This is a genomic window from Rhodovulum kholense (genome assembly GCF_003053725.1).
In the GTDB taxonomy this organism is placed as follows: domain Bacteria; phylum Pseudomonadota; class Alphaproteobacteria; order Rhodobacterales; family Rhodobacteraceae; genus Rhodovulum; species Rhodovulum kholense.
The window spans coordinates 239,538-263,631 of record NZ_QAYC01000001.1; the positions used below are offsets into that span (position 1 = coordinate 239,538).

Genomic DNA, 24,094 nt, shown 5'->3' on the forward strand with positions numbered 1-24,094 from the left:
ATGGGCAAACCGTCTTCATCAAGCCAGACTTCTGTTACCTTTCCGGTTTTATCGACTGTTCAAGAGAACAGCATCATAACCGTCATTCATTGCCCGGCGAGCCTGTCGGCTCAGGTTTGCGTTTCCCAAACGAGCTTCGATCCAACGTTGCGACATCTGCAGGACTCCCTTGGAGGTCATACTCTGCCTGGAACCCAGCGCCTTCGCATCGGACAGGATGTGGCGCGGGGGCGGACCGGGATCGACATATACCGCGTCGATCTTGTTCGGCCCGGTGATGGGGCCATCCATCGTCATCGCCGGATCGCCGGCCTTTTCCCAGCCCTCGTCAACCGCGTAGCGATCAGCCACGGTCTTGCCCCAGCGGCCCTTCAGGTAGTTGTTGTTTGTCGGCCGCCCCGTGACCCGGGTCGCCGCAAGGTAGTGATCGAGACCGCTCTGCGTCAGGGCGGCATCGATCTGCTGCAGGATTTCCTTGCGGAACGCCGGGTCGGTCGCCAGCAGATAGACCGTCTCGAACAAGGCGACCGCCGATGGCAGGGCCGTGCGACGGCCGCCCGGGTGCGGAAAGGAGGGCGCGGAAGGGCAGGGGGGACGGAGCGACCCGGCGGGTCAGGAATTGACCAGCGTGTCGAGCCGGGCGATTTCGGCTTCATCGATCGGCTTTCGCAGAAAGCTGCGGACGGCCGGAAAGCTTTCGGCGCGTTCGACATCGGTCTCGCTTTCCGAGCTGGTCAGGATCACCACGACCGAATCCTTCAGGTGGTCCGGCCAGTTTTCGGCGATTTCCTCGAGAAATTCGAAACCGTTCATGCGCGGCATGTTTATGTCGATGATGAGCGCGTCGATCTTGGGGCAGTCCGGCGTTCGCAGGAAATGAATGGCGTCTTCGGCCATGCCGAATTCAAGCATCGTGTCGACGAGGCCGGTCTTATGAATAAGCCGCTTCACCATCTTCCGTTCGAACCGGCAATCGTCGATCATCATGAGTGTGTTGATCACCGTTCTTCTCCTTCAGGAAAATCGTGAAACGGCTGCCGTTCTCGGGTGCGGACTGAATCGCAATACGTCCCCCATGATTGAGGCTTACTCTTTGGCAGATGGCAAGTCCAAGTCCGCTGCCGGGATACAATTCGGTGTCATTGAGCCGGGTGAAAACCTGGAAAATCCGGCGATGGAATTTCGGATCGATCCCTATCCCCCGATCGGACACGGAAAACGCGACCATTCCGTGCGGTGCTGCGACCGGCTCTATGTCGATCTGCGGCGCATCTCCGGGGCGGTGGAACTTGATCGCGTTGCCGATGAGGTTTTGCAACAATTGATGCAGCTGACGCGGATTGCCAATAAGGCTTGGCAGGTCCCCGACTCGGATCTCGGCGCCGCTCGCGGCGATATCGGCGGTCAGGTCCTGAAGCACGTCGGCGGCGACCTTGCTCAGATCGACGGGTTCGACTGCGACTTCGCCGCCGACCGCGCGGGTGTAGTCCAGAACGTCGCTGATCATCCGGCCCATGCGTTCGAGAATTTCCTTCATGTCTGCAACCAGTTGCACATCATCGTCGGGCAGCTTTCCGGCGACGGAGTCGGTCAGCGCGTTGGCGATCAGCCTCAGCGTGCTGATCGGCGACTTGAGATCGTGCGAGGTCGCATAGGCGAAGTCGCGCAGTTCCGAATTGGTCCGCTCGACAATGGAGATCTGGTCGCGCAGCTCGGCGTTCAGCGTCTCGATCTCGGCCAGGTGCCTGCGTTCGCGGGTGACGTTCAGCACCATGACCAGGATCGACCCGCCGGTCAGGGCAAAGCTCGACCAGCGGAAGCTTTGCCCGGTCGTGGTCCGGAACTCGTAGGAATAGCCGTCGGTCAGGGCGGGCCCCGACAGGCCCGCAGCCAGCGCGGCGGGGGATTTGGTGCCCCAATGGGCGGCGTCGGCCGCGATCAGCGCGTTGATCGCGTCGCGGTAGACGGCGCCTTCGCGGATCAGCTCCGGACCCGAGGGGCTGACCGCGCGGGCGGCGGCATTGGCGAACTCGATCCGGCCGTTCGGCGCGACCATCAGAAGCCCCAGCGGAATCCGCTCGATCATGTTTGCGGTGAAGCGCAGGCGCTCTTGCCGGATGCGGTGGCGCTGAAACGGGATATAGCTCAGCGCGAGGACTGCCACGGTGACGATCGCGGCCAAAAGCGACAGCACGCGGCCTTCGGTCCAGAACCCCCGGGGCTCGAGCCAGGCGGCGCGCAGGTCCTGATAGCGCTGCGAGGCCAGATAGCCGGGCATCACCAGGTTCAGGGCCTCGCGGACCGAGGGCAGGCCCCGCCGCAGCGCCGGCGCCAGATAGATCGTTTCCAGCGGATAGTCGACCTGAACGACCCTGTCCTCGCGATGCATCTCGGACAGGGTGCGGCGGAGCGCGCTGCTTTCGGCCAGGATCGTGTCGATCCGGCCCTCCAGCAGCGCCGTCACCAGTTCGGCATAGGTTTCGAAACGCTGGACGTCGCTGGAATGGCGGCGGGCGACCGCGACCGAGACCCCGGCCCCCCAGGCGCCGACCCGCGCCTTGGCCAGCCCGTCGAATAGGTCCAGGCTGTCGCTGCGCACGAAAACGCCGATGTCGATGGCCTGAATCGGCAGCGCGAAATCCATCCTCTCCCTGCGGTCCGGGGTGATGCCGACCAGGGGCAGCACGTCGATGCCGCCCTGCGGGCCCTTGGCCCAGACCTCGGGCGGCACGGGCACGAATTGCAACTGAAGCCCCAGCAGCTTGCCCAGATCGCGGATCACCTCGACCGCAAAGCCGGTGGTCGATCCGTCGTCATTGACCTGCATGAAGGGCGGCAGGTTCACGACGCCCACGGTCAACACCTCTGGCCGGGGCGGCGGCCGATCGACGAACCACTGCCGCCGCAAAGCGGCGAGCGTTCCGTTGGCTTCGAGCGTGTCGATGGCGGCGTTGATCGGACCAAGCAGATCGGCGCGGCTTTTATGGATGGCGATGACCCGCTCGATCGGCCTGACGGGCGGTCCGACGGCGGCAATCCGGTTGTCCAGCCGGACGCCATGGGCCAGCCCGACCATCCAGTCCTCGGCCAGCAGGGCGCCGTCGATCTCGCCCGACAGAAGCCGGATCAGCAGGGCATCGGCGTTCTCGAAGACCACGGGCCGGTTGCGGTCCAGCACCTCGGACGACCCCGAGCCCGCATATTGCCGGACCGTGCCGATGCGCTTGTTCACCGGGGTCACGAAGTCCGGGTTCCGCTCGTTCTCGATGCGGATGAAAAGCCGGACCTCGGTCCGCCCGACCGGTTTCGAGAAGAGGTTGGACGCTTGCAGCGCGGGAAGGCGCGCGATGGCGGTCATCAGCGTGGTTTCGCCGTCGATCTGGGCCTGGATCCGCGGTTGAAGACCGTCGAAGCGCCGAAGCTCGATGGGCACGCCCATGGTCTCGGACAGGGCCCGGACCACGTCCGCCGAGAACCCGGTCGCTTCGCCATCGTCGCCGATCTGGCCGAAGGGGGCATTCTCGAGCCATCCCGCGACGATCGGCGCCGACGCGGCGTCGGGGGCGGTCTGCTGGGCCGTCTGGGCCGTCTGGGCGGACAGGGGGGACGGAAGACAGGCTGCGAGGCAAAGAAGCCCCGCAACAAGTGCCCACGCGCCTCGCCAGATTGCCGAACCTGAACTCCGACGTTCCAATTTGGTCTCCGACCTTCGCCCCATCCGCCAGAATTAGGCAACACATCTTGACGTTAGGTTAATCTGGCATGGTAGCAGAGAGTTTTCGCATTCCAAAGTGGGGGATTCACGATCTCTCCGGGCCGGAATTCGGGCGGGCAATATGGCTGCGGCTTGCGGCCCGGCCTGTGTGATCAATCCGACAAGTCGTGTTCGGTCCCCGACCGATCGGAAGAAAAATACTTGAAAAACAGTTTCGTATAACTTGGCACACGGTGTGCTATTCTTTCGATATGAACTTTTAATATATAACGCAGGGCGCGGCGCCCGGTGTCCGCCGGACAGAGCGACGCCCCGATGCCGCGCAACGGAAGGATCTGACCCAGATGCTGCTGCTTGACGATACAGCCCTCGCCTGCCTCCTGAAACGGGATACGACCGCCGCGCTTTCCGTCGGCACCGGACCGGTCCGGCCGGGCCGGATGACCTCGGTCGCGATGCGGGCCCGACGCAGCGGTACGATTTGCGGCACCGAAGAGGCCGCGCGGATGTTCGCTCTGCTGGGCTGTGCCGCGGATATTGCGGCCGAAAGCGGAACGCGGGTGCGGCCCGGCGATCTGCTGATCGCGGCGCGGGGGCCGGCCGAGGCGCTGGTGGGGGCCGCGCAGGCGGTGCAGACCCTGCTGGAATGGGCCTCGGGCGTCGCCGACAGCGCCGCGCGCATCGTGCAGGCCGTGCGCCGGGCCAATCCGGCGGTGGCGGTCGCCTGTCCGCGCAAGGCCATCCCCGGCGCGCGGCCGCTGGCGTTGAAGGCGGTGGCGGCGGGAGGCGCTGCGATCCATCCGGCGCTGCAGCCCGACGCGGCGCTGGTGCTGGCCGAATGCCGGGCGCTCGGCGGCCCCGAGACGCTGACCGACCGGATCGCGGGCCGGCGGCTGGCGGCGCCGGGCGCGCGGCTCGCGGTCGAGGTGCGCAACCGCGACGAGGCGCTGGAGGCCGCGGGCTTCGGCGCCGACATCCTTCTGTTGACCCGGATGGCGCCCGATGCTGTCGCCGCCACCTTGCGCGCGCTGGGACCGGACTGGCCGGGCGAGGTCCTGGCCGCCGGGCCGATCCCCGCCGAGGCCGCCCCGGCCTATGCCAAAAGCGGTATTCACGCGCTGGTCACCTCGGCGCCCTATCACGCGCTTCCGGCAGAGATCGAACTGGTCTACGAGGCGGGCTAGGCGGGTTCCGAGATCTCGATCAGGTTGAGGTCCGGGTCGCGCAGATAGATCGACCGGATCGGCCCGGTCGCCCCGGTGCGCGCCACCGGCCCTTCGACCGGGCGGAGGCCGCGCGCGGCCAGCGCCGCGATCACGTCGTCAAGCGGCCGGTCGGCCAGAAAGCACAGATCGAGCGCGCCCGGCACCGGCAGATGCGCCTTGGGTTCGAACTCGTGGCCCTTGACGTGAATGTTGATCTTCTGGCGCCCGAAACACAGCGCTTTGCGCCCCGCGCCGAAGGTTTCCAGCCGAAGGCCAAGACCCTCCACATAGAAGGCCAGACAGGCCTCTTCGTCGGCGGTGGTCAGCACCAGATGATCGAGCGCGGAAATCATTTCGGCGCCACTCTGCCATGGCCGCCCCGCCCAATGAAAGGTTGATTTTTCCGCGCGCAAGGGGCACTCGTGCCCGATAGTCTGCCAGCCGGAAAGTCACGATCATGCCCGCATACCGTTCCCGTACCAGCACCCATGGCCGTAACATGGCCGGCGCCCGCGGCCTCTGGCGCGCGACCGGCGTCAAGGACGGCGATTTCGGCAAGCCGATCGTCGCCATCGTGAACTCCTTCACCCAGTTCGTGCCGGGTCACGTGCACCTCAAGGATCTGGGCCAGATGGTGGCCCGCGAGGTCGAGGCGGCGGGCGGCATCGCCAAGGAATTCGACACCATCGCCGTCGATGACGGGATCGCGATGGGCCATGACGGGATGCTGTATTCGCTGCCCTCGCGCGAACTGATCGCGGATTCGGTCGAATACATGGTCAATGCGCATTGCGCCGATGCGATGATCTGCATCTCGAATTGCGACAAGATCACCCCCGGCATGCTGATGGCGGCGCTGCGGCTGAACATTCCCGCGATCTTCGTCTCGGGCGGGCCGATGGAGGCGGGCAAGGTCACGCTGGGCGACGGGCGCGAGGTGTCGCTCGACCTGATCGACGCCATGGTCGCGGCCGCCGACGACAAGGTGTCGGACGAGGATCTGGCCAAGATCGAGGCCGCCGCCTGTCCGACCTGCGGGTCCTGTTCGGGCATGTTCACCGCGAACTCGATGAACTGCCTGACCGAGGCGCTGGGGCTGTCGCTGCCGGGCAACGGCTCGACGCTGGCGACGCATGCCTTCCGCAAGGAGCTGTTCCTCGAGGCCGGGCGCCGCGCGGTCGAGATGTGCCGCCGCTACTATGAACAGGACGATGCCAGCGTGCTGCCGCGCTCGATCGCGACGAAGGCCGCGTTCGAGAACGCCATGGCGCTCGATATCGCGATGGGCGGGTCGACCAACACGGTGCTGCATATCCTCGCTGCCGCGCAGGAGGCCGAGGTCGATTTCACCATGGACGACATCGACGCGCTGTCGCGCAAGGTGCCCTGCCTGTGCAAGGTCGCGCCCAACGCCGCCAATGTCCATGTCGAGGACGTGCACCGCGCGGGCGGGATCATGGCGATCCTGGGCGAGCTGGACCGGGGCGGGCTGATCGACCGCAACTGCGCCACGGTGCATGAACCGACGCTGGGCGCGGCCATCGACAAATGGGATATCGGCCGGTCGAACGATCCCGAGGCGCGCGAACTGTTCCTCGCGGCCCCCGGCGGCGTGCCCTCGCAAGAGGCGTTCAGCCAGTCCTCGACCTGGCCCTCGCTCGACACCGACCGCAAGGCCGGGGTGATCCGCTCGGTCGAGACGCCGTTCTCGAAGGATGGCGGGCTTGCGGTCCTGAAGGGCAATATCGCGCTCGACGGCTGCATCGTGAAGACGGCGGGCGTCGACGAGTCGATCCTGGTCTTCTCGGGGCCCGCGAAGGTCTATGAAAGCCAGGACGCCGCTGTGTCGGGCATCCTGACCGGCAAGGTCGAGGCGGGCGATGTGGTGGTGATCCGTTATGAGGGGCCGAAGGGCGGGCCGGGCATGCAGGAGATGCTCTATCCGACCTCCTATCTGAAATCGAAGGGGCTCGGCAAAGCCTGCGCGCTGATCACCGACGGGCGGTTCTCGGGCGGCACCTCGGGGCTGTCGATCGGGCATGCCTCGCCCGAGGCCGCCTCGGGCGGCACCATCGGTCTGGTGCAGGATGGCGATCTGATCGAGATCGACATCCCGAACCGCACGATCAACCTCGCCGTCTCCGAGGACGAACTGGCCGCGCGCCGCGCCGCGCAGGAGGCGAAGGGCTGGAAACCGGCCGAGCCGCGCAAGCGTCACGTTTCGCAGGCGCTGAGGGCCTATGCCCATTTCGCGGCCTCGGCCGACAAGGGCGCGGTCCGGATCGTTCCGGAATAATCGGCCGAGCACGGGTCTGACGGGCGCGACGCCGCGCCCCGTTTTCCCGGGCGGGTGCAGGGCCTTAGGCTCTGCCCCGAAGACCGCTGCCAAGGAGACAGGACCATGACCGATACCACGCTGTCGCCCCGGCCCCGGCGGGTCTTTCTGCTGGGCGCGACCGGCACCATCGGCCGCTCCACCGCCCAGGCGCTGGTGGCCCGGGGGCATGAGGTGGTCTGTTTCGTGCGGCCGCGCGCCGGAGAGGACCCGGGGCGCGGGCTGCCCGCCGGGGTGACCGTCCGCACCGGCGATGTCACCGATCCCGCCTCGCTGGCCCGCGACGGGTTCCGCGGCGAGCGGTTCGAAGCGCTGGTCTCCTGCCTTGCCTCGCGCACCGGCACGCCGCGCGATGCCTGGGCCATCGACCACAAGGCGCAGTCCGATGCGCTGACGGCGGCCCGCGCCGCCGGGGTGAGCCAGGCGGTGCTTCTGTCCGCGATCTGCGTGCAGAAGCCGACCCTTGCCTTCCAGCAGGCCAAGCTGGCCTTCGAGGCCGAGCTCAGGACCTCGGGCCTGACATGGTCCATCGTGCGCCCCACGGCCTTCTTCAAGTCGCTCTCGGGGCAGGTCGAGCGGGTCAAGGCCGGCAAGCCCTTCCTTGTCTTCGGCGACGGGCGCCTGACCGCCTGCAAGCCGATCAGCGATGCCGATCTGGGGGGCTTCATCGCCGAGTGCCTCGACGATCCGGCCCTGCAGAACCGGGTGCTGCCCATCGGCGGCCCGGGGCCTGCGATCACGCCCCGCGATCAGGGCGAGGAGCTCTTCCGCCTGCTGGGGCGCGAGCCGAAATTCCGCGAGGTGCCGGTGGCGATGATGGACGCGATCATCGCCATTCTCTCGGCACTGGGCCGGGTCGTGCCCCGGTTCCGCGACAAGGCCGAATTCGCGCGGATCGGGCGCTATTACGGGACCGAGTCAATGCTGGTCCTGAACCCCGAGACGGGTCTTTACGACGCCGAGGCCACGCCCGAATACGGATCGGACCGGCTTTACGACTATTACGCGCGGCTTGTGAGCGGCGAGGACCGCGCCGATCTGGGCGAACACGCGGCGTTCTGAGCCGCGCGCCTCAGGCCAGCGAACGCCAGAAGCGCGGCGTCAGCAGAACCAGAACGGTCAGCATCTCGAGCCGCCCCAGATACATGCCGATGGCCAGGATCGTCTTGGCCTTGTCCGACAGCGGCTGGAAGGTGCCGGCAGGCCCGATGATGTCGCCGACGCCCGGGCCCACATTCGCCAGCGCCGTGATCGCGCCGCTCAGCGCCGTTTCGCCGTCGAGCCCGACAAGGGTCAGAAGGCTCGCGATCACCGCAAAGCTCAGGGCGTACATGGAAAAGAAGCCGATCACGCTCGACACGATGTCCTCGTCGATCACCCGGCCCTCATAACGGATGCGATAGACCCCGTGCGGATAGCGCACCGACCGGATGCCCTCGCGCACCAGCCGGTACATGATCACCCAGCGCATCGCCTTGGCCCCGCCCGCGGTCGAGCCGGTACAGCCGCCGACCGCCGTCAGGATCACGAAGGCTGACACCGCGACCGGGCCCCATGTGGTGTAATCGGTCGTCGCATAGCCCGTGGTCGAGACCACCGAGACCACGTTGAAGGCCACCAGCCGCAGCGCCGCGAGGAAGGGCATGTCCGAGGTCAGGCCCAGCCACAGCGACAGCGGCAGGATCACCGCAGCCAGCGTCTTGAGCATCGCGCCGACCTGCTCGCTGCGGAATTTCCCGTGATAGACGCTGCGGATGTACCACGAGAAGGGCACCGAGCCGAGCACCATGAACAGCGTGCAGGTCCATTGCAGGAACGGGTTGGCGAAGAACCCGAAGGACGCGTCATGGGTCGAATAGCCCCCGGTCGAGAGCGTGGTCATGGCATGGGTCACGGCATCGAAGAGGCTCATCCCCCCGGCGCGGTAAAGAATGCCGCAAAGCGTCATCAGCGAGAGATAGACCAAGAGCGTCGCCGCCGCGAACTGGGTCGCGTTGCGCAGCTCTTTCTCGCTCTTGTCGGAACTTTCGGTGCGGAAAAGCTGCATGCCTCCGACCTTCAGCACCGGCAAAAGCGCGATCCCGGTGCCGATGAAGCCGACGCCCCCCAGCGCCTGCAACAGCGCGCGCCACATCAGGATGCCCTTCGGCGTGCTGTCGAGCCCGGTCATCACCGTCGAGCCGGTGGTGGTGATCCCCGACATGGCCTCGAAGAAGGCATCCGCCGCCGAAAGCTTCCACAGATAAAGCGGCACGGCCCCGCCGATGGCCGCGACCAGCCAGACCGAGGCCGTCAGCATGAAGGCATGGGGCAGGCGCAGCGCCTCGAAGGAGGATCGCGAGGCAACCGCGATCAGGGTGCCGGTCAGCCCCAGCTGAAAGGTCGCCTCGGCGAAGACGCCCCGCGTTTCGGGATACAAAAGGGCCACGGTTGCCGACATCAGAGCCAGCAGCCCAAGCACAAGCCCGTTGGCAAAGAAGACGACGTTCAAACCGGATTCCCTTTGCGCGACATTGCCATCCCGGGCGGGGGATTTCCAGATGCCCGAAACCGGCTCTTGCGGGCCGATCCCGGAGGCGGGGCTGCGGAAATACCGGCTTCCCCAAGGGCAGGCAGCGGTGTAATCTCGTGCCCGGACTATTCAGACAATCCGTTTTCAACGTCGGCCGCGGGCGCCGGGCCAGAGGGGTTCGGGCGGTCGCTTCGGGCACACGGGACGGAAGGGTCGTCGCGGTCCGCTGTCCGGTCGCTCTTGCGGGGCGAGAGGGCAGGCGGGCGCGCACGGGAAGGCCCTTTTCGAACCGGGCCGCCAGGGGGGCGCATTTCAGCTTCGCCGGTTCCCGGGGACGCCGTCGCGGCATGCGGGCGGCCGCTTCGGCCCGGTTCTCAGGGAGAAGACATCGTGAAAGTCATACCATTGCTGCTGGCGCTTGGCGCCGGCCTTTCGGCCTCGTGTGTTCATGCGACCGGCGCGGCCGCGCCTGCGGATGCGGCGACGATCGAGCGCGGCGCCTATCTGGCGCGGATCATGGATTGCGCGGGCTGCCACATGCCGCGCGGCGCCGACGGTGTGCTGGCCTTTTCCGCCGGGCTCTCGGGCGGCACGGTCGGGTTCGAGATGCCGGGGCTTGGCATCTTCTGGCCGCCGAACCTGACCCCGGACGCGACCGGGCTTGGCGACTGGAGCGCCGATCAGATCCTGACCGCGATCCGTGCGGGGATCCGGCCCGACGGGCGGGTTCTGGCGCCGGTGATGCCCTGGGCCTCCTATGCCGGGCTGACCGACGAGGACGGCGCGGCGCTGGTCGCCTATCTGCAATCCCTGGCGCCGGTCGCGGCAAGGACCCCGCCACCGGCAGTGACCGCCGACCGGGCGGCCGGACCGTTCTTCCGCGTGACGCTGCCGTCCCAATAAACTCCAATGGGCCGGGGACCGCGGGGCGCGACGGGATGCGCCCCGCGGTTCTGGCCGACGCGCGCCCCGCGCGGCGTTCCCGGGGGCGTCGCCTGTCGGGGTCCCGGCACCTGCCGTTGCGTCATCGATCCAACCGATCCGCGCGGGGTGCGGCGGGCTGAGCTTGCCTCCAACGGTTCGACCAGCGCCGCTTTCAACCGTGCCGCGTAATAGTATTTTACAGAATCGCCCATTAAGGCTAATTTTGTTTCTATTCAGTCTATAATCCATTGGGGTTTGCCATGGCAGTCCGCCCCTCGTTGCGCTCGATTTCCGGGCTCTCTCTCGGTGCGTCCATTCCGGTTCAGGCGATTACCTCGCGAGGGGCCATCGTCTCTGCCATCGACGCGGCGATCGACGATCTGGTGCTGATCCCGCGCGCGCCCGACGTGATCAAGAACATCTTCGAGAAGACCCGGCCGGGTCGGCCCGCGCTTCGGGTCGACGACCTGCTGGCCCTCCGGATCGAGCTGCGCAACTGCGAGATCGTGCCGGGCAACCCGCCGAAGCTCCGCAAGAGTGCGGGCGGCACCGGGCGGCTGATCCTGCATTTTCCGCCCCAGACGGTGACCGAAGAGACCTTCTTCCAGCCGCCGCCGCCCAAGATCGGCAAGCCGGTTCCGGCCGCTCCGAAATACGCCAATCCCAAGGACCAACCCAAGCCCGAGCCCGCCAACCCGGCCGCCGACGAGGCGCTGCGCGAACCACCGATCCGCGCCCGCATCGCCGATGAATCGCGGCTGTCCTTTCTGGTGCCCGATGGCTTCGAGATCGACTACACGCTCGAAGGCGTGCTGGCAGCCTGCCAGACGCTGACCCTGTCGGTGGCCAGCAATGCCAAGCCGCGCAGCCAGCCCAGCCTGTTCCTGCCGCTGACCGACCTGATCCGTGACGGCGCGCTGAACGCGCTGTCGGTCAAGGCGCGGGCGCAGCTTGCCGGTCATGTGGCGTCCTCGTTCCGGCTGGCGGCCAGCGAGGGCGGCGACATCACCACGCTGCGCGCCCGCCAGGCCAGCGCCAACGCGGCGGTCTTCGAACGCATCCCCGACCGGGTGATCGTGGCCCCGGGTGGCGCGAAGCCCCGGCCCGGCAACCCCACCGCGACGACCACTGCCATCGAGATGCCCTGGCGGCTGATCGTGTCGCCCCATGCGGGGGCGAAATGGCGCCATGCGACGCGGCCCGCGCTGTCGGCCTCGACCGCGCATGTCGAGCTTTGGCACACGCGGATGGTCACGCCCGGGTCGGACGGCACCGAGATCCCGCCGCCCTATGCCGATCCGGCCCGCACCATCCGCGCGGTCTGGGCGCGCTCGGGCACCGGTTCCGAGGCCGCGAACCCGCCCATGGGACCCGCCTGGCCCACACGCTCGCCGGGGGTGCCGCCGAGCCAGCCCAACGATGCGCTGCCATTGCCGGGCGGGCGGCCGTTCCGGATGCCGCTGGACGATTTCGACCGGTTCCAGATCGCGCATCTCTCTTCGAACTTCTCGGTCAACGGCTACACGCCCGAACCCGTCGATACCAACCTTCTGATGCTGTCCTCGCTGGGCGGCTGGCTCGATTCGCGCGGGTCCTGGAACCCGCCGGGCCTGTCGGTCGAGGAATGGGTGCATCGCGGCGCGATGGGCCGGGACCATTACGTCAAGGTCGTCTATCGCGGCTGCCTGTGTCCGCTGAACTGCCGGGTCTCGCTGGTCAAGGTGACCGAACGCAAGTTCCACAAGCGCAGTTCCGAAACGCCCGGCTCGCAGGACGGCTATGACCGCAGCCAGCACGCCTATCTGCGCCAGCGCTATTTCATCATCATCCGCGAACGCGTGCTGACCTTCGACGACGCGCTGTTCCATGCCGCGAAAAGCACCGACAACACGGTCAATTTCGCCCGCCAGTTCCCGTTCTCGAAAATCGAGATCCTGACCGAGCGCACGCCCGATCTGGACGATCCGGTCGATACAGACGTGTCGAATGCGGGGCAGCTTTTCTTCTGGCCCGCGGTCAATGGCGAACCGTTCCGGTTCCAATGCGCGGGCACCGATCTTGACGGCCATCGGGTGCTGTTCGATCTGCCGATGATCTTCATGGACAATACCGTGTCCTGCCCGCGGATCTTCAACCCGGTGACCGAACGGCTTGACGCGGACTATCCCGCCGCCGCCTTCAATGCCGCGACCGCCGCCGAGGAATACGCGAAATGGCCCCAGCGCCATACCGTGCCCTTCGATTTCCAGCGTGTGGCGCTGGCCACCTCGGCCAAGTCCGGCGACACCGCCGTCGAAGTCGAGGAGATGGTGCTGGGCGCCGAGGCGCCGAGGCGCGGCGCGCCGGGCCAGCAACCCATCCGCAACGCCACCATCGAGGCCTGGAGCCGCGATCTGTCGCGCGCGCTTTTCCTGCCGAAGATCGTTCAGACCACCGCGCGGCTCGGGCCGGTGAACCAGCTGACCGGCTCGACCCGCACCAACCGGCTGAGCTGGAACGCGCGCTATCTGCAATTCGGTTTCGCCGCCGGTCCCGGCGCCCCGGTCGGTCAGCGCAACGTGGGCGAGGTCTTCGCCGATATCGTGCAAAGCCCGGGCATGGGCATGCTCGACTTCTCGTCCCAGGGCGACAAGTCGGGCGGCTTCGTCCAGCCGAACCTCAGGCCGCGCGCCCTGTCGCGGATGGCCGGGCCGGTGATGTCGGACGTGACCCAGTTTCTCGACGGGCAGATGGAGCCGGGGGCGGGGTTCCCGATCTCGGTCAGCGACCTGCCGCTGCCGCTGTTGTTCGGCTGCATCCCGCTGGGCGAGCTGATCAAGGCCGTGACCGACATCGCGGGCGAGGGCGAGAAGGTGCCCCGCTTCGTTTCCGAGGCGGGCACCCAGGTCGAAAGCTTCATCGGGGCGCTGGTCCAGCTTTTCGGGCTGACCTATGACCTGCCGCGCGGCGTGCTGGGGCAGGGGGCGGGCGGTCTGGCCCAGGCGGTCGCGAAAATCACCGATCTGGGTCAGCAGGGGCAGGTGGCCCCGGCCGCGTTGCAGGCCGCGCTGGCCAAGCTTTCCGAGATCGAGGCGCTGATCGCGGGGCTCAGGACCACGCTGGAAAGCCTGTCGAGCCAGGCGCTTGACGGCATCGGCACGGCGCCCGACTTTGCCGCGCTGCCCGGCCAGATCGCGACGATCCAGACCCGGATCGCCGAGCTTCTGGCCATCGTCAACGGACCGCAGGGCAATGCCATTCCGGCCAATCTGCGCCAGCAGATCCGGGCCCTCGCGACCGGGCTCGACACCTTGCTGGAAGCGGTCGGGGACAGTGCCGCGCTGTTTTCGGCGGCCAAGGACCTCTGGGACGCGCTTGACGCCATCGTGGGCGATCCGACGGTGCTGGCCAACCTGCTGTCCGACGGGGCCGGGCTGGAAGCGAAGATCAACGATGTCGTCGCGGCGCTGGACCCGTTCGAGACCGCGATCCGCGACTTCGACCTTCTGGGCGCGGCGCCCAAGGCCGCGATCCTCAAGGCGCTGGGCGCGGTCCGCGAGGTGCTGGAGGCGGCGGCCGATCTGGCCAGGCTGATCGAGGCGCTGACCGGGGACGAGCTGACCATCCGCTTCGACTGGGCGCCCGAGATCGGCAACTGGCCCGCCGCCGCCGGCGACGAGATCTTCCGCGCGAACGACAAGCGCGGCTTCGTCGTCGCGGTCGAGGGCAAGGTCAAGAAGAACGGCAGTTCCAGCCCGAAAATCGCCGTGACCTGTTCGCTGAACCGCTTCGATCTGGTGCTGATCGGCAAGGCGTCTTTCCTGGAACTGAACTTCGACCGCATCGTCTTTGCGGTCGACAGCGCCGCCAAGATGGATGTCGACGTGGTGCTGGACGACATCCGCTTTGTCGGGCCTCTGTCCTTCGTCGAGACGTTGCGCGACCTGATCCCGCTCGACGGGTTTTCGGACCCGCCCTATCTCGACATCACCCCGCAGGGCATCCATGCGGGCTTCGACATCGCGCTGCCCTCGATCTGCGTGGGCGTGCTGAACATCAGCAATCTCAGCCTTGGCGCGGGCTTCACCGTGCCCTTCATCGGCCAGCCGCTGTCGGTCGCCTTCAACTTCTGCACCCGCGAACAGCCCTTCTGCCTGACGGTCTATTGCTTTGGCGGCGGCGGCTTCTTCGGCGTGACCATCGACCCCAGAGGCGTGCAGATCCTCGAGGCGGCCCTGGAATTCGGCGCCTCGCTGTCTGTCGATTTCGGCGTCGCCTCGGGCGGGGTCGAGGTGATGGCGGGCTTCTATTACCGGATGGAGCTGCAAGAGGCCTCGCTGACCGGCTATTTCCGGCTGGGCGGCCATGTCAGCGTGCTGGGGCTGATCTCGGCCTCGCTCGAACTGTATCTGGAGCTTCGCTACGAATTCTCGTCGGGCAAATGCGTGGGCATGGCGCAGCTGACCATCGAGGTGTCGGTGCTGTTCTTCTCGGGCAGCGTGACGATCCGCTGCCAGAAGAAATTCGCGGGCTCGAACGGCGACCCGAGCTTGCGCGAAATGATGGGCTTCGATGCGAGCCTGCCGCTGGCCGACGAGCTGGCGGCGATCTCGGGGTCCGACGTGAATTATGCCTGGCGCGACTATGTCGAGGCCTTCGGCTGAGGGGGAATTACCATGGCAGAGCAGTTTCTGGTCTGGACCGTCCTGCCCTATGGCCGCGTGGCCGACGGGGGCGAGCATGACGGCAAGTGGCGGGTCAGCCTTGTGGTCTCGCCCCGTCTGACGCCGCAGGCGCCCGACGAACAGGTGCTGAAAGCCTACGAGCCCTGGCTCGACTGGCCCGCCACGCTGGAGCGGGCAAATTTCCGGGGGCGGATCGGCAGCACGCTTGTGCGTCTGACCCCGGTCTCGAAACCCGACAGCGATCTCTGGAAACGCTTCTTCACCGAAGAGACCCCGGTTGCAGGTTTCGTCTATACCGACATGAGCCGGGTCAACCTGCGGTCTTACGCGGTGCGCAACGTGCTGGCCTTCGCGCGGCGCCATTACGGGCGGCTCGCGGCGCAGTCGGGGGACGAGCACCCTGTTCTCTTGCCCTGGAAGGATGCCGATCCCGCGCTGAAGGGCATGCTGGGCGATCTCGGGACGCGCACCCAGATCATCAATTTCGGCGACCGCTCGGTCGAGGTGCCGCTGCCGGGATTTTCGCGCTTCTTCGGCGAGGATATCGACAAGATCGTCGACCGGTCCGTCTTCTCGGACCATTCGGTCTTTCCGATGGCCGTGCCCGGGCCGGGCGTCGAGGGCGAGACGGGCACGCCCGATGCGTCCGAAAGCCGGCCGCGCCGCGCATTGCCGCCCGACTGGGTGCCGCCCGCGGCTGCGGGGGCGGCGGCCGGCGTGATGGGACAGTTCACCTCGGCCGACGAATACACCTTCTATCAGGCCGACCGCTTCTACCGCCGGACCCGCGCGAGCGACCTGGAAAAGCTCAAGCGCCGCCCCGATTTCAAGGACGTGACCCCGCCGCCGCCTGCGCCCGAGTACGATTTCCACCGGATCGTGGCGTCTTATGCCGATTATGGCGATCTGAAACGCGGGCTGGGGCTGGTGATCGACTGCGTGCTCGACACCGGCAAGGTCATCGACGACCGGATCGCGGCGGGCGGCGGCACCGGCATCGGGCAGATGCAGTTGGTGCTGAAATGGGACGGGCCCGCGCCCGGCAAGGACGCCACGCCCCGCACCGCCTGGCTGGCCCGCAAGGACCGGTTCGTGCCGCGCCCGCGCAGCGCGCAGCATGACGCGGGGCTTCTGCGGCTCGAGGACAGCGACGATGGCTGGCAGGTGGCCAAGGACGAAAAGCCCGGCCTTTTCGATCTTTATCAGGTCGATCCCGATGGCGCGGCGCTGAAGACGGTGAACTTCGCGCTGACCGCGCAGAACCTCGTGGCCCGCAGCCTGAGCCTGCGCCAGAGCCATGGCGAGGTGACCTACACGACGCCCGACCGGCAGGGCGTGGCGGCGCTGCGGTCAGGCGGGATCGGGGTGTCGCAGCACGGCCGCGCCACCGATCTGGCCCAACTGGCCGCCGCGGCCGATCTGAAGAATGCCGAGATCGCGGCCGGCAATGCCGACAAGGTGGTGCTGTTTGCCGAGGATGTGCATCGCGGCTATCGCATCGACGTGGCCCGGGTGCCCGACCGGGTCCATCCCGGCGACTGGCAGAGCCTGCAGGCCCGGGTCGGCGACTATCGCGTGATCTCGACCGGCGAGCAGCTGAAATTCCCGCCCGACGAGGGCTATGTCTCGGGCCATTCGGTATCGGGCGATCCCGACAACGCGGACGAACAGTACCTGCATGAAAGCCTGTTCCGCTGGTCGGGCTGGAGCCTGGCCGCGCCGCGCCCCGGCAGGACCATCCGGTCGGAAACCGGCGAGGACGACAACCTTCAGGCCGAACTGCCCGCCGATGTCACCGACACCGCCGAAAAGGGCAACGATCTGGCCGTCACCTTTGCGGCCCAGAAGGGAACCTTGCCGCGCCTGCGCTTCGGCGCGCTGTACCGGCTGCGGGCGCGGGTCGTCGATCTGGCGGGCAATTCGCTGGGCCTCAAGGACCCCTCGCTGGGCGATCTGGAACAGGCCAGCGACGCGGTCGGCTACTGGCGCTTCGAGCCGGTCGATCCGCCCGTGCTGGTCCAGCGCGAAAGGCTGAGCGAGGGCGAACAGCTGGAACGGCTGGTGATCCGGTCGAATTTCAACGCAACGACCGGAGAATATCTCAACGATCCCGATTTCCAGGCAGCGGCGGCCCAACCGGCTTCGGCCGATTTCGCCTATACCGAAACCAACCAGCGCCATCTGGTGCCGCCCAAATCCTCGCAGCAGCAATGCGAGACCCATGGCTTCTTCGATCCGTTCTTCGGCGACTGGCAGCGCATCCGCGAGGGCTACGCCATCGCCGCGCGCGAGGTGGGCACGCTTTACGACCCGCTGCCGGGCGCGCAGATCGAGCTGATCACGCCGCAGACGCTGGGGGCCATCGCCACCACGGCCGCGGTGCCGCCCGCGCTGCCCTCGGCTGACAACCCGGTCGGCGACCGGATGGCGGGCGGGCAATACGTGATCCACCGCGAAGCCGCGCTGACCACGCCCTATCTGCCCGACGGGGCGACGGGCGGCATCTCGATCCGGGCGGCGCGCGGCCATGCGTTGCCGGGGATCGACGACGAGATGGTGCTGGGCCCCAGTGCCCGGGTCGTGCGCGACGACCGCGAGCGGTTGATCCTGCTGGTCCGGCATGGCGGGGACTGGCCCGATCTGGCGGGGTTCCGTCTCGTTCTGGCCGAACGCGCCGAGACCGACAGCGAATTGCCCTGCATGGTCGATTTCCCCGACAAGGGCCTGCCGGTCTGGGACGAAGACAAGCGTGAGCTGACCCTTTTCGTCGAGAAAGGCCGGATCGTGCGGCTTTTCTATGCCAGCTTCGTCTCGCCCCGGCATCTCGACAGTTTCGGCATCCCGCACTGGACCGAGTCGGCCAAGGCCGCCGAGGCCTGCCGCAAGGCCGCCGCGATGGGCACCAACTGGTTGATGACGCCCTATCGCCCGCTGACGCTGGTCCATGCCACCCAGGCGCCGGTCTGCCGCCCCGAGATGATCCAGATGATCACGAGCCGGGGCAGGGGCGACCGCGAGCTGCGCCTCTCCTGCCGTCAGGTGCGGCTGCACGGTCCCTCGACCGGCAAGATCGAGATCGAGGCCGACTGGTCGGAATGGGTCGACGACATCGCCAAACCCCGGCCCGAGCGTGTCGCCTTCCGCGGCCAGCTGGGCGAGGTGCGGCTGGCCGAGAACCACCCCAACGCTCTGGTGCTTTCGACGGCCGTCTCGGCGCAGCTGACCGACCCCGAGGCCAAGCGCGGCGACGTGCATGATCTTGGCGACACCCGGTTCCGGCTGATCGCCTACCGGATGCGCGCAACGACCCGATTCCGCGAATACCTGCCGCCCGCGCTCTACGGACGAACCGATCTGGTCACGCAGCTGGGGCCGGTTGCGCTGGGCGAGCCGATGGCCTTGCCGCCCGAGGACGACATGGGGGCGCCCGTGCTGCCCGATCCCGCGGGCTCGACCGCGCAGACCCGGGTGCTGGCCTCGGCTCCGCCCAAAGACCCGCGGTTGCTGTATGTCGTGCCCACCTTCCGCTGGAGCCGCAGCACCGGCGCGACCGGCTATACCGCGACGCGGACCGGCAACGGGTTGCGGGTCTGGCTCGACCGGCCCTGGTTCAGTTCGGGCGATGGCGAGTTGCTGGGGGTGGTCCTTCACCGCGATGGCGGCAATTTCAACGAGATCCCGGAACGGTTCGAAAAGCTTGTCACCCAATGGGGGACCGATCCGCTTTGGCAAAGCCCGGCGCCCAAGCAGACGATCCGCGACGCCGACTTCCCGGCCCGGGTGACCGCCGAAACGCTAGCGCTGCAGGAACAGCGCCCGGGCGATCCCTCTGTGCGGATCGTCGGGCATCGGGTGCATTGGGATGACGACCGGCGGCTTTGGTATTGCGATATCGAACTGTCGCCCGGGTCGAGCTACATGCCCTTCGTGCGGCTGGCGCTGGTGCGCTATCAGCCCAATGCGATGCCGGGGGCCAGGATCTCGCGTGTGGTTCTGGCCGAGTTTGCCCAGGTGCTGCCGCGCCGCCGGGTGCGGGCGACGCGCTCGGGCTCGGTGCTGTCGGTCAGCCTGCACGGGCCGGACCCGGAAAGCGGGCCGCTGCGCTTTGACCGCGACTCCGCTTTCCAGACCGTGTCCTTCGTCAACGGGCCCTTCGAGACCGGCCGCAACCGGGTCGAGATCGTGCTGCAGCGCCAGAAGGACGGGATCGACAGCGATCTGGCCTGGGAAGACGTGCAGGTGCTGCACGACCATGTCGTGGGCGAGGAAGAGGAAGGCGGCATCGGCCCGGTCTTCTCGCCGGGGGGGCTGTCCGCGGCCCGCGACGGGGTGCTGTCGCTTGACCGTCTCGCGGGGACGGGGGCGCTCTCGGCCACCGTGTCGCCCGGACCCGCAGGGGGCCGCATCGTGACACCGGCGGCGGGTGGCCGGGTCACCCTGCCGCCCGCCGAGGATCGCAGTCTGGCCATCGGCCGCGCGCTGGGCACCGCGATGGGCGGCACGATCGGGGATCTGGTCACGCCGACCCGCCCGATCGACCCGTTCCTGCCCGATCCCGCCTTCTGGGACGCCAGAGTGACGCTGCCCGGCGGTGCGGGGCCGCGCCGCATTCTGGTCCGCGAGTTCGAGCGGTTCTATTCCGACAACACCGTCAACGAGCGCCATGGCGGACGGGTCTTCCCGCGCCGGATCATCGAGGAACGTCTGGTCTTTGCCGAAACCTTCGACCCCGAGGCCCTGCTGGTCCGCTGACCCCGCTTCGGGGCCGTCGGGGGCTAGGCGTCGTCCGCGTCGCGGTCGCGGGCGAATTGCGCGGCCCCCGCGACGGGCGGCACCCAGCTTTCGCGGCGGATGGTCCAGGTCTCGTCGTCTGGCACGAAAAGGTCGGGCGTATCGAGCGTCCCCAGATGCACCTCGACCTCGTCGCCGCTGCGGGCGAAGACCGACGCGCCGCAGACCGGGCAGAAATACCGCCCCCGATAGTGCTTGGGCGTGCCCTCGACCGTGACCGCCGCCTCGGGAAAGATCGCAGCGGCATAGAAGACGGCGCCATGATGCTTGCGGCAGTCCAGGCAATGGCAGACGGCCACCCGAAGCGGCGGGCCGGCCGCCTCCAGCCGGACCGCCCCGCAAAGGCATCCGCCGGTGACCGGGCTCATGGCCTGTCTCCGTCGGTCCCGGTGCCCTGCGCACAGGCACGGGCAGGGGCAGGGGCAGGGGCTTGAACAGATGGCCAGTCCTGCCGCCGATTGACATCGGGTCCGGGCGGCCTGCCCGAAACCGGCCCCCGGGACCGGCATCCGGGGGGCCAACCGGGAACCCGCGCCCGCGCCCGAACGTTGGCCGCCCGTAAGGGAAAAATCGGGAAAGCGAGGGTCATGTCCGTCATCATTGCGATCATTCTTTATCTTGTCACGGCGCTGGTCTTTCTGGCGCTCGATGCGCTGATGCTGCGCAAGGTCATGCAGCCGCTTTTCGCGCGCTATCTCGGCGACTGGATGCGGGACCGTCCGCGCATGGGGGCGGCGGCGGTCTTCTATCTGGCGTATGTGCTGGGGCTTGTCTGGCTGGTGTCCTGGCCCGCACTGGTGCGCGGCAATCCGGGGCAGGCGCTGATCGAGGGCATGGTGGTCGGTGCGATGGCCTACGGCACCTATGAATTCACCAACTTCGCCACGCTGCGGCGCTGGTCGCCGGTTCAGGTGGCGCTCGATACCTGCTGGGGAACCTTGCTGACCGGGGTCTCGGCCTGCATCGGGGTCTATGTGGCGCGCATCTTCGTCTGACGCGCCGCCTTCCGGCAGACCCTTCTAAGGTCAGGTTCCCGGGGAAGGGTGGCAGCCGGTGCCGCCACCTCCCGCGCGACCGATTACAGGGCCTTCAGATCCCCGGCCGACTTGCGACCGTCGCGGCCTTCGATCATCTCATAGGCGATCTTCTGGTTGTCGGTCAGGCCGGTCATGCCGGCGCGTTCGACGGCGGAAATGTGCACGAAAACGTCCTTGCCGCCATCGTCGGGCGCGATGAAGCCATAGCCTTTGGTGGTGTTGAACCATTTCACGGTGCCGGTGGGCATCGTCTGTCTCCTCGGTCGTTTCCGCGCCCGCGGGATTGCGGCGCGGCAGGTCACAGCCAGGTCTTCCAGTCTCCCGGCTGCCCCTGAAGGAGGAGCGGTCGTCCAGGTCGTCTGCCGTCACACAAGAAACAATGCAGTAAGAATCGTGAAAAAATCAAGAGCCCTGTAGATTGCACCGTAATCTCGGCTAGGTTGCGCCCGGAAACAATCGAGGTTTGGAATGGTAATTTACGGTTTAAAAACCTGCGACACTTGCCGGAAAGCAAAGGCGGCGCTGGAGCGCGCGGGCAAGCCGGTCACGTTTCACGACGTGCGCGCGGCGCCGTTGCCGCGGGCCGAGATCGCGCGGTTTCTCCAGACGCTGGGACCGGATCTGGTGAACCGGCGCTCGACCACCTGGCGTGAGCTGGACGAGGCGGCGCGGGCGGCCGATCCGCTCGATCTGCTCGAGGCCCATCCGACGCTGATGAAACGTCCGGTGATCGAGGCCGAGGGCCGGCTTTTTCTGGGCTGGGACGCCGCAACCGCGTTGACGCTGGCAAGCGCAAGCTGACGCGGACCGTCCGCGTCCCCTAACAGCAAAAAGGCGCCGGTCGTCCGGCGCCCTTCTTGATTGGCGTATCGCGCGGCTCAGGCCAGATCGGGGGCGCGCGCCTCGGCGGCCAGTTGCGGCAGCAGGCTGTCGAAGGCCACGGTTTCGGTCCGGGTCTCGCCCAGACGGCGCACCGACACGGTCCGGTCCTCGACCTCGCGCTGGCCGATGGCAAGGATCACCGGCACCTTGGACAGCGAGTGTTCGCGGACCTTGTAGTTGATCTTCTCGTTACGGATATCGGCCTCGGCCCGCACACCCGCCGCGCGCAGGGCCGCGACGATCTCCTGCACATAGGCATCGGCATCCGACACGATCGAGGCCACCACGACCTGCCGCGGCGCGATCCAGAACGGCAGCTTGCCGGCATAGTTCTCGATCAATATGCCGATGAAGCGTTCGAACGAGCCCACGACCGCGCGGTGCAGCATGATCGGCCGGTGCTTGTCGCCATCGGCGCCGATATAGGTCGCGTCCAGCCGCTCGGGCAGGTTGGGGTCGACCTGCAGCGTGCCGCATTGCCAGTCGCGCCCGATGGCATCGCGCAGCACGAATTCCAGCTTCGGCCCGTAGAACGCGCCTTCGCCCTCGTTGATCTCGTACTCATACCCCGCGGCACGGCACGCCGAGCCCAGCGCCGCTTCGGTGCGGTCCCAGCTTTCGTCGCTGCCGATGCGCTTTTCGGGCCGGGTCGACAGCTTGACCCGCCAGTTCTCGAAGCCGAGATCGGCATAGATCTTCGCCAGGAAGTCGATGAACTTCTTCGCTTCGGCCTCGATCTGGTCCTCGGTGCAGAAGATATGGGCGTCGTCCTGGGTAAAGCCGCGTACCCGCATGATGCCATGCAGCGCGCCCGAGGGCTCATAGCGGTTGCAGGACCCGAATTCGGCCATCCGCAGGGGCAGGTCGCGATAGGACTTGAGGCCCTGGTTGAAGATCTGCACGTGGCAGGGGCAGTTCATCGGCTTCAGCGCGTTGATGGCCTTCTGGCGGGCATGCTCCTCGTCCACTTCGACGATGAACATGTTTTCCTGATAGTTGTCCCAGTGGCCCGACTTTTCCCACAGCTTGCGGTCCACGACCTGCGGGGTGTTGACCTCGACATAGCCGTCGCGCTCTTGCTGGCGGCGCATGTAATCCTGCAGCGTGGTGTAGATCTTCCAGCCGTTCGGGTGCCAGAAGATCTGGCCCGGGGCCTCTTCCTGCAGGTGGAACAGGTCCATCTCGCGGCCCAGACGGCGGTGGTCGCGCTTTTCGGCCTCTTCGAGGAAGGTCAGGTAATCCTTCAGCTCCTGCCGGGTGCGGAAGCCCACGCCATAGATCCTCTGCAGCATCGGCCGGTTGGAATCGCCCCGCCAATAGGCGCCCGCGACCTTCATCAGCTTGAAGGCATCGCCCGGCACCTGACCCGTATGCTGCAGATGCGGGCCGCGGCAGAGGTCCTGCCAGTCGCCATGCCAGTACATCCGGATCTGCTGATCCTCGGGGATCATGCCGACAAGCTCGACCTTGTAGGGTTCGTTATTGTCCTCGTAATGCTTGATCGCGCGGGCGCGGTCCCAGATCTCGGTACGGACCGGGTCGCGGGCGTTGATGATCTCTTTCATCTTCGCCTCGATCTGGCCCAGATCCTCGGGGGTGAAGGGCTCGGCGCGGTCGAAATCGTAATACCAGCCGTTCTCGATGACCGGGCCGATGGTGACCTTCACATCGGGCCACAGCGCCTGCACTGCCCGCGCCATGATATGCGCAAGGTCATGCCGGATCAGTTCCAGCGCCGGGGCGTCGTCCTTCATGGTGTTGATGGCGATCGAGGCATCTTCGGTGATCGGCCATTGCAGGTCGAAATGGCGGCCATTGACCTGCGCCGAAATCGCCTTCTTGGCCAGGGAGTTGGAGATGCTCGCGGCAATCTCGGCGGGGGTGGTCCCGGCCTCGACCGCGCGCTGATTGCCATCGGGGAAAGTGAGAGTGATCTGGCCCATGATCGGCCTCCTCGTCGGTTTGGCGCCCACGGAACGCCCGGTTGCGGGTTATGTCGGTTGGTCTAGTGAACCTGCGCGGGGCTCAA

At 67.2% G+C, this 24,094-nt stretch carries 16 protein-coding genes; 8 read left to right on the forward strand and 8 right to left on the reverse strand.

What is annotated here, in order from left to right; translation table 11 throughout:
* Window positions 1-48: 48 nt before the first annotated feature.
* The 3 genes from C8N38_RS01145 to C8N38_RS01155 form a co-directional block, all read right to left on the reverse strand.
* Window positions 49-522 (reverse strand): hypothetical protein, encoded by a 474-nt coding sequence (locus C8N38_RS01145; RefSeq protein ID WP_108023089.1) that lies wholly within the window; start codon window positions 520-522, stop codon window positions 49-51.
* A gap of 90 nt (window positions 523-612) precedes the next feature.
* Window positions 613-1,002: a response regulator gene (locus C8N38_RS01150; RefSeq protein WP_146176210.1), complete on the reverse strand. Its 390-nt coding sequence runs from the start codon at window positions 1,000-1,002 to the stop codon at window positions 613-615.
* Window positions 932-3,694, reverse strand: coding sequence for a transporter substrate-binding domain-containing protein (locus C8N38_RS01155; protein WP_158272276.1), 2,763 nt, complete (start codon window positions 3,692-3,694; stop codon window positions 932-934). Before C8N38_RS01155 ends, C8N38_RS01150 begins: the two co-directional genes overlap by 71 nt.
* A gap of 365 nt (window positions 3,695-4,059) precedes the next feature.
* On the opposite strand from C8N38_RS01155, the gene C8N38_RS01160 reads away from it, so the two are divergent.
* Window positions 4,060-4,899: a beta/alpha barrel domain-containing protein gene (locus C8N38_RS01160; protein ID WP_108023095.1), complete on the forward strand. Its 840-nt coding sequence runs from the start codon at window positions 4,060-4,062 to the stop codon at window positions 4,897-4,899.
* On the opposite strand, the gene C8N38_RS01165 is transcribed toward C8N38_RS01160, so the two are convergent.
* Entirely contained in the window at window positions 4,896-5,273 is a 378-nt protein-coding gene (locus tag C8N38_RS01165; protein WP_108023097.1) for a VOC family protein, read from the reverse strand. The genes C8N38_RS01160 and C8N38_RS01165 overlap by 4 nt on opposite strands.
* Before the next feature lie 104 nt (window positions 5,274-5,377).
* Here C8N38_RS01165 and ilvD point away from each other — a divergent pair, with 104 nt between their 5' ends.
* Together ilvD and C8N38_RS01175 are read left to right on the forward strand one after the other, a co-directional pair.
* Window positions 5,378-7,216, forward strand: coding sequence for a dihydroxy-acid dehydratase (gene ilvD, locus C8N38_RS01170; protein WP_108023099.1), 1,839 nt, complete (start codon window positions 5,378-5,380; stop codon window positions 7,214-7,216).
* Window positions 7,217-7,321: 105 nt separating this feature from the next.
* Window positions 7,322-8,317: an NAD(P)H-binding protein gene (locus C8N38_RS01175; RefSeq protein WP_108023101.1), complete on the forward strand. Its 996-nt coding sequence runs from the start codon at window positions 7,322-7,324 to the stop codon at window positions 8,315-8,317.
* A 10-nt stretch (window positions 8,318-8,327) separates the two neighbouring features.
* Here C8N38_RS01175 and C8N38_RS01180 read toward each other — a convergent pair whose 3' ends face one another.
* Window positions 8,328-9,746: a TrkH family potassium uptake protein gene (locus C8N38_RS01180; protein ID WP_108023103.1), complete on the reverse strand. Its 1,419-nt coding sequence runs from the start codon at window positions 9,744-9,746 to the stop codon at window positions 8,328-8,330.
* Between the two features lie 411 nt (window positions 9,747-10,157).
* Between C8N38_RS01180 and C8N38_RS01185 the strand changes: the two genes are divergently transcribed.
* From C8N38_RS01185 to C8N38_RS01195, 3 genes are all read left to right on the forward strand, one after another.
* Complete coding sequence (locus C8N38_RS01185; protein ID WP_215731063.1) at window positions 10,158-10,670, forward strand: c-type cytochrome; 513 nt, start codon at window positions 10,158-10,160, stop codon at window positions 10,668-10,670.
* A gap of 281 nt (window positions 10,671-10,951) precedes the next feature.
* Window positions 10,952-15,334: a hypothetical protein gene (locus C8N38_RS01190; RefSeq protein ID WP_215731064.1), complete on the forward strand. Its 4,383-nt coding sequence runs from the start codon at window positions 10,952-10,954 to the stop codon at window positions 15,332-15,334.
* Window positions 15,335-15,346: 12 nt separating this feature from the next.
* Complete coding sequence (locus tag C8N38_RS01195; protein ID WP_108023105.1) at window positions 15,347-20,107, forward strand: hypothetical protein; 4,761 nt, start codon at window positions 15,347-15,349, stop codon at window positions 20,105-20,107.
* 23 nt (window positions 20,108-20,130) lie between these two features.
* Here the strand turns inward: C8N38_RS01195 and C8N38_RS01200 are convergent, their stop codons facing one another.
* Window positions 20,131-20,514 carry a GFA family protein gene (locus C8N38_RS01200; RefSeq protein ID WP_108023107.1) on the reverse strand — a complete coding sequence of 128 codons (384 nt, stop codon included), beginning with the start codon at window positions 20,512-20,514 and terminating at the stop codon, window positions 20,131-20,133.
* Between the two features lie 228 nt (window positions 20,515-20,742).
* Here C8N38_RS01200 and C8N38_RS01205 point away from each other — a divergent pair, with 228 nt between their 5' ends.
* Window positions 20,743-21,141, forward strand: coding sequence for a DUF2177 family protein (locus tag C8N38_RS01205; protein WP_108023690.1), 399 nt, complete (start codon window positions 20,743-20,745; stop codon window positions 21,139-21,141).
* 83 nt (window positions 21,142-21,224) lie between these two features.
* Here the strand turns inward: C8N38_RS01205 and C8N38_RS01210 are convergent, their stop codons facing one another.
* Window positions 21,225-21,431: a cold-shock protein gene (locus C8N38_RS01210; RefSeq protein ID WP_108023109.1), complete on the reverse strand. Its 207-nt coding sequence runs from the start codon at window positions 21,429-21,431 to the stop codon at window positions 21,225-21,227.
* 220 nt (window positions 21,432-21,651) lie between these two features.
* On the opposite strand from C8N38_RS01210, the gene C8N38_RS01215 reads away from it, so the two are divergent.
* On the forward strand, window positions 21,652-21,984 hold the full coding sequence (locus C8N38_RS01215) for an arsenate reductase family protein (RefSeq protein ID WP_108023111.1): 333 nt from the start codon (window positions 21,652-21,654) through the stop codon (window positions 21,982-21,984).
* A 77-nt stretch (window positions 21,985-22,061) separates the two neighbouring features.
* On the opposite strand, the gene thrS is transcribed toward C8N38_RS01215, so the two are convergent.
* The gene (gene thrS, locus C8N38_RS01220) at window positions 22,062-24,008 is read right to left on the reverse strand and encodes a threonine--tRNA ligase (RefSeq protein ID WP_108023113.1); all 1,947 of its coding nucleotides are present in this window, start codon (window positions 24,006-24,008) and stop codon (window positions 22,062-22,064) included.
* Window positions 24,009-24,094: the final 86 nt, after the last annotated feature.

Excerpts from the sequence above, each read along its gene's own strand:
- C8N38_RS01200 (WP_108023107.1), bottom strand. The coding sequence starts at position 20,514 with ATGAGCCCGGTCACCGGCGGATGCCTTTGCGGGGCGGTCCGGCTGGAG.
- C8N38_RS01160 (WP_108023095.1), top strand. The coding sequence starts at position 4,060 with ATGCTGCTGCTTGACGATACAGCCCTCGCCTGCCTCCTGAAACGGGAT.
- C8N38_RS01195 (WP_108023105.1), top strand. The coding sequence starts at position 15,347 with ATGGCAGAGCAGTTTCTGGTCTGGACCGTCCTGCCCTATGGCCGCGTG.
- C8N38_RS01210 (WP_108023109.1), bottom strand. The coding sequence starts at position 21,431 with ATGCCCACCGGCACCGTGAAATGGTTCAACACCACCAAAGGCTATGGC.
- thrS (WP_108023113.1), bottom strand. The coding sequence starts at position 24,008 with ATGGGCCAGATCACTCTCACTTTCCCCGATGGCAATCAGCGCGCGGTC.
- C8N38_RS01190 (WP_215731064.1), top strand. The coding sequence starts at position 10,952 with ATGGCAGTCCGCCCCTCGTTGCGCTCGATTTCCGGGCTCTCTCTCGGT.
- ilvD (WP_108023099.1), top strand. The coding sequence starts at position 5,378 with ATGCCCGCATACCGTTCCCGTACCAGCACCCATGGCCGTAACATGGCC.
- C8N38_RS01175 (WP_108023101.1), top strand. The coding sequence starts at position 7,322 with ATGACCGATACCACGCTGTCGCCCCGGCCCCGGCGGGTCTTTCTGCTG.
- C8N38_RS01165 (WP_108023097.1), bottom strand. The coding sequence starts at position 5,273 with ATGATTTCCGCGCTCGATCATCTGGTGCTGACCACCGCCGACGAAGAG.
- C8N38_RS01215 (WP_108023111.1), top strand. The coding sequence starts at position 21,652 with ATGGTAATTTACGGTTTAAAAACCTGCGACACTTGCCGGAAAGCAAAG.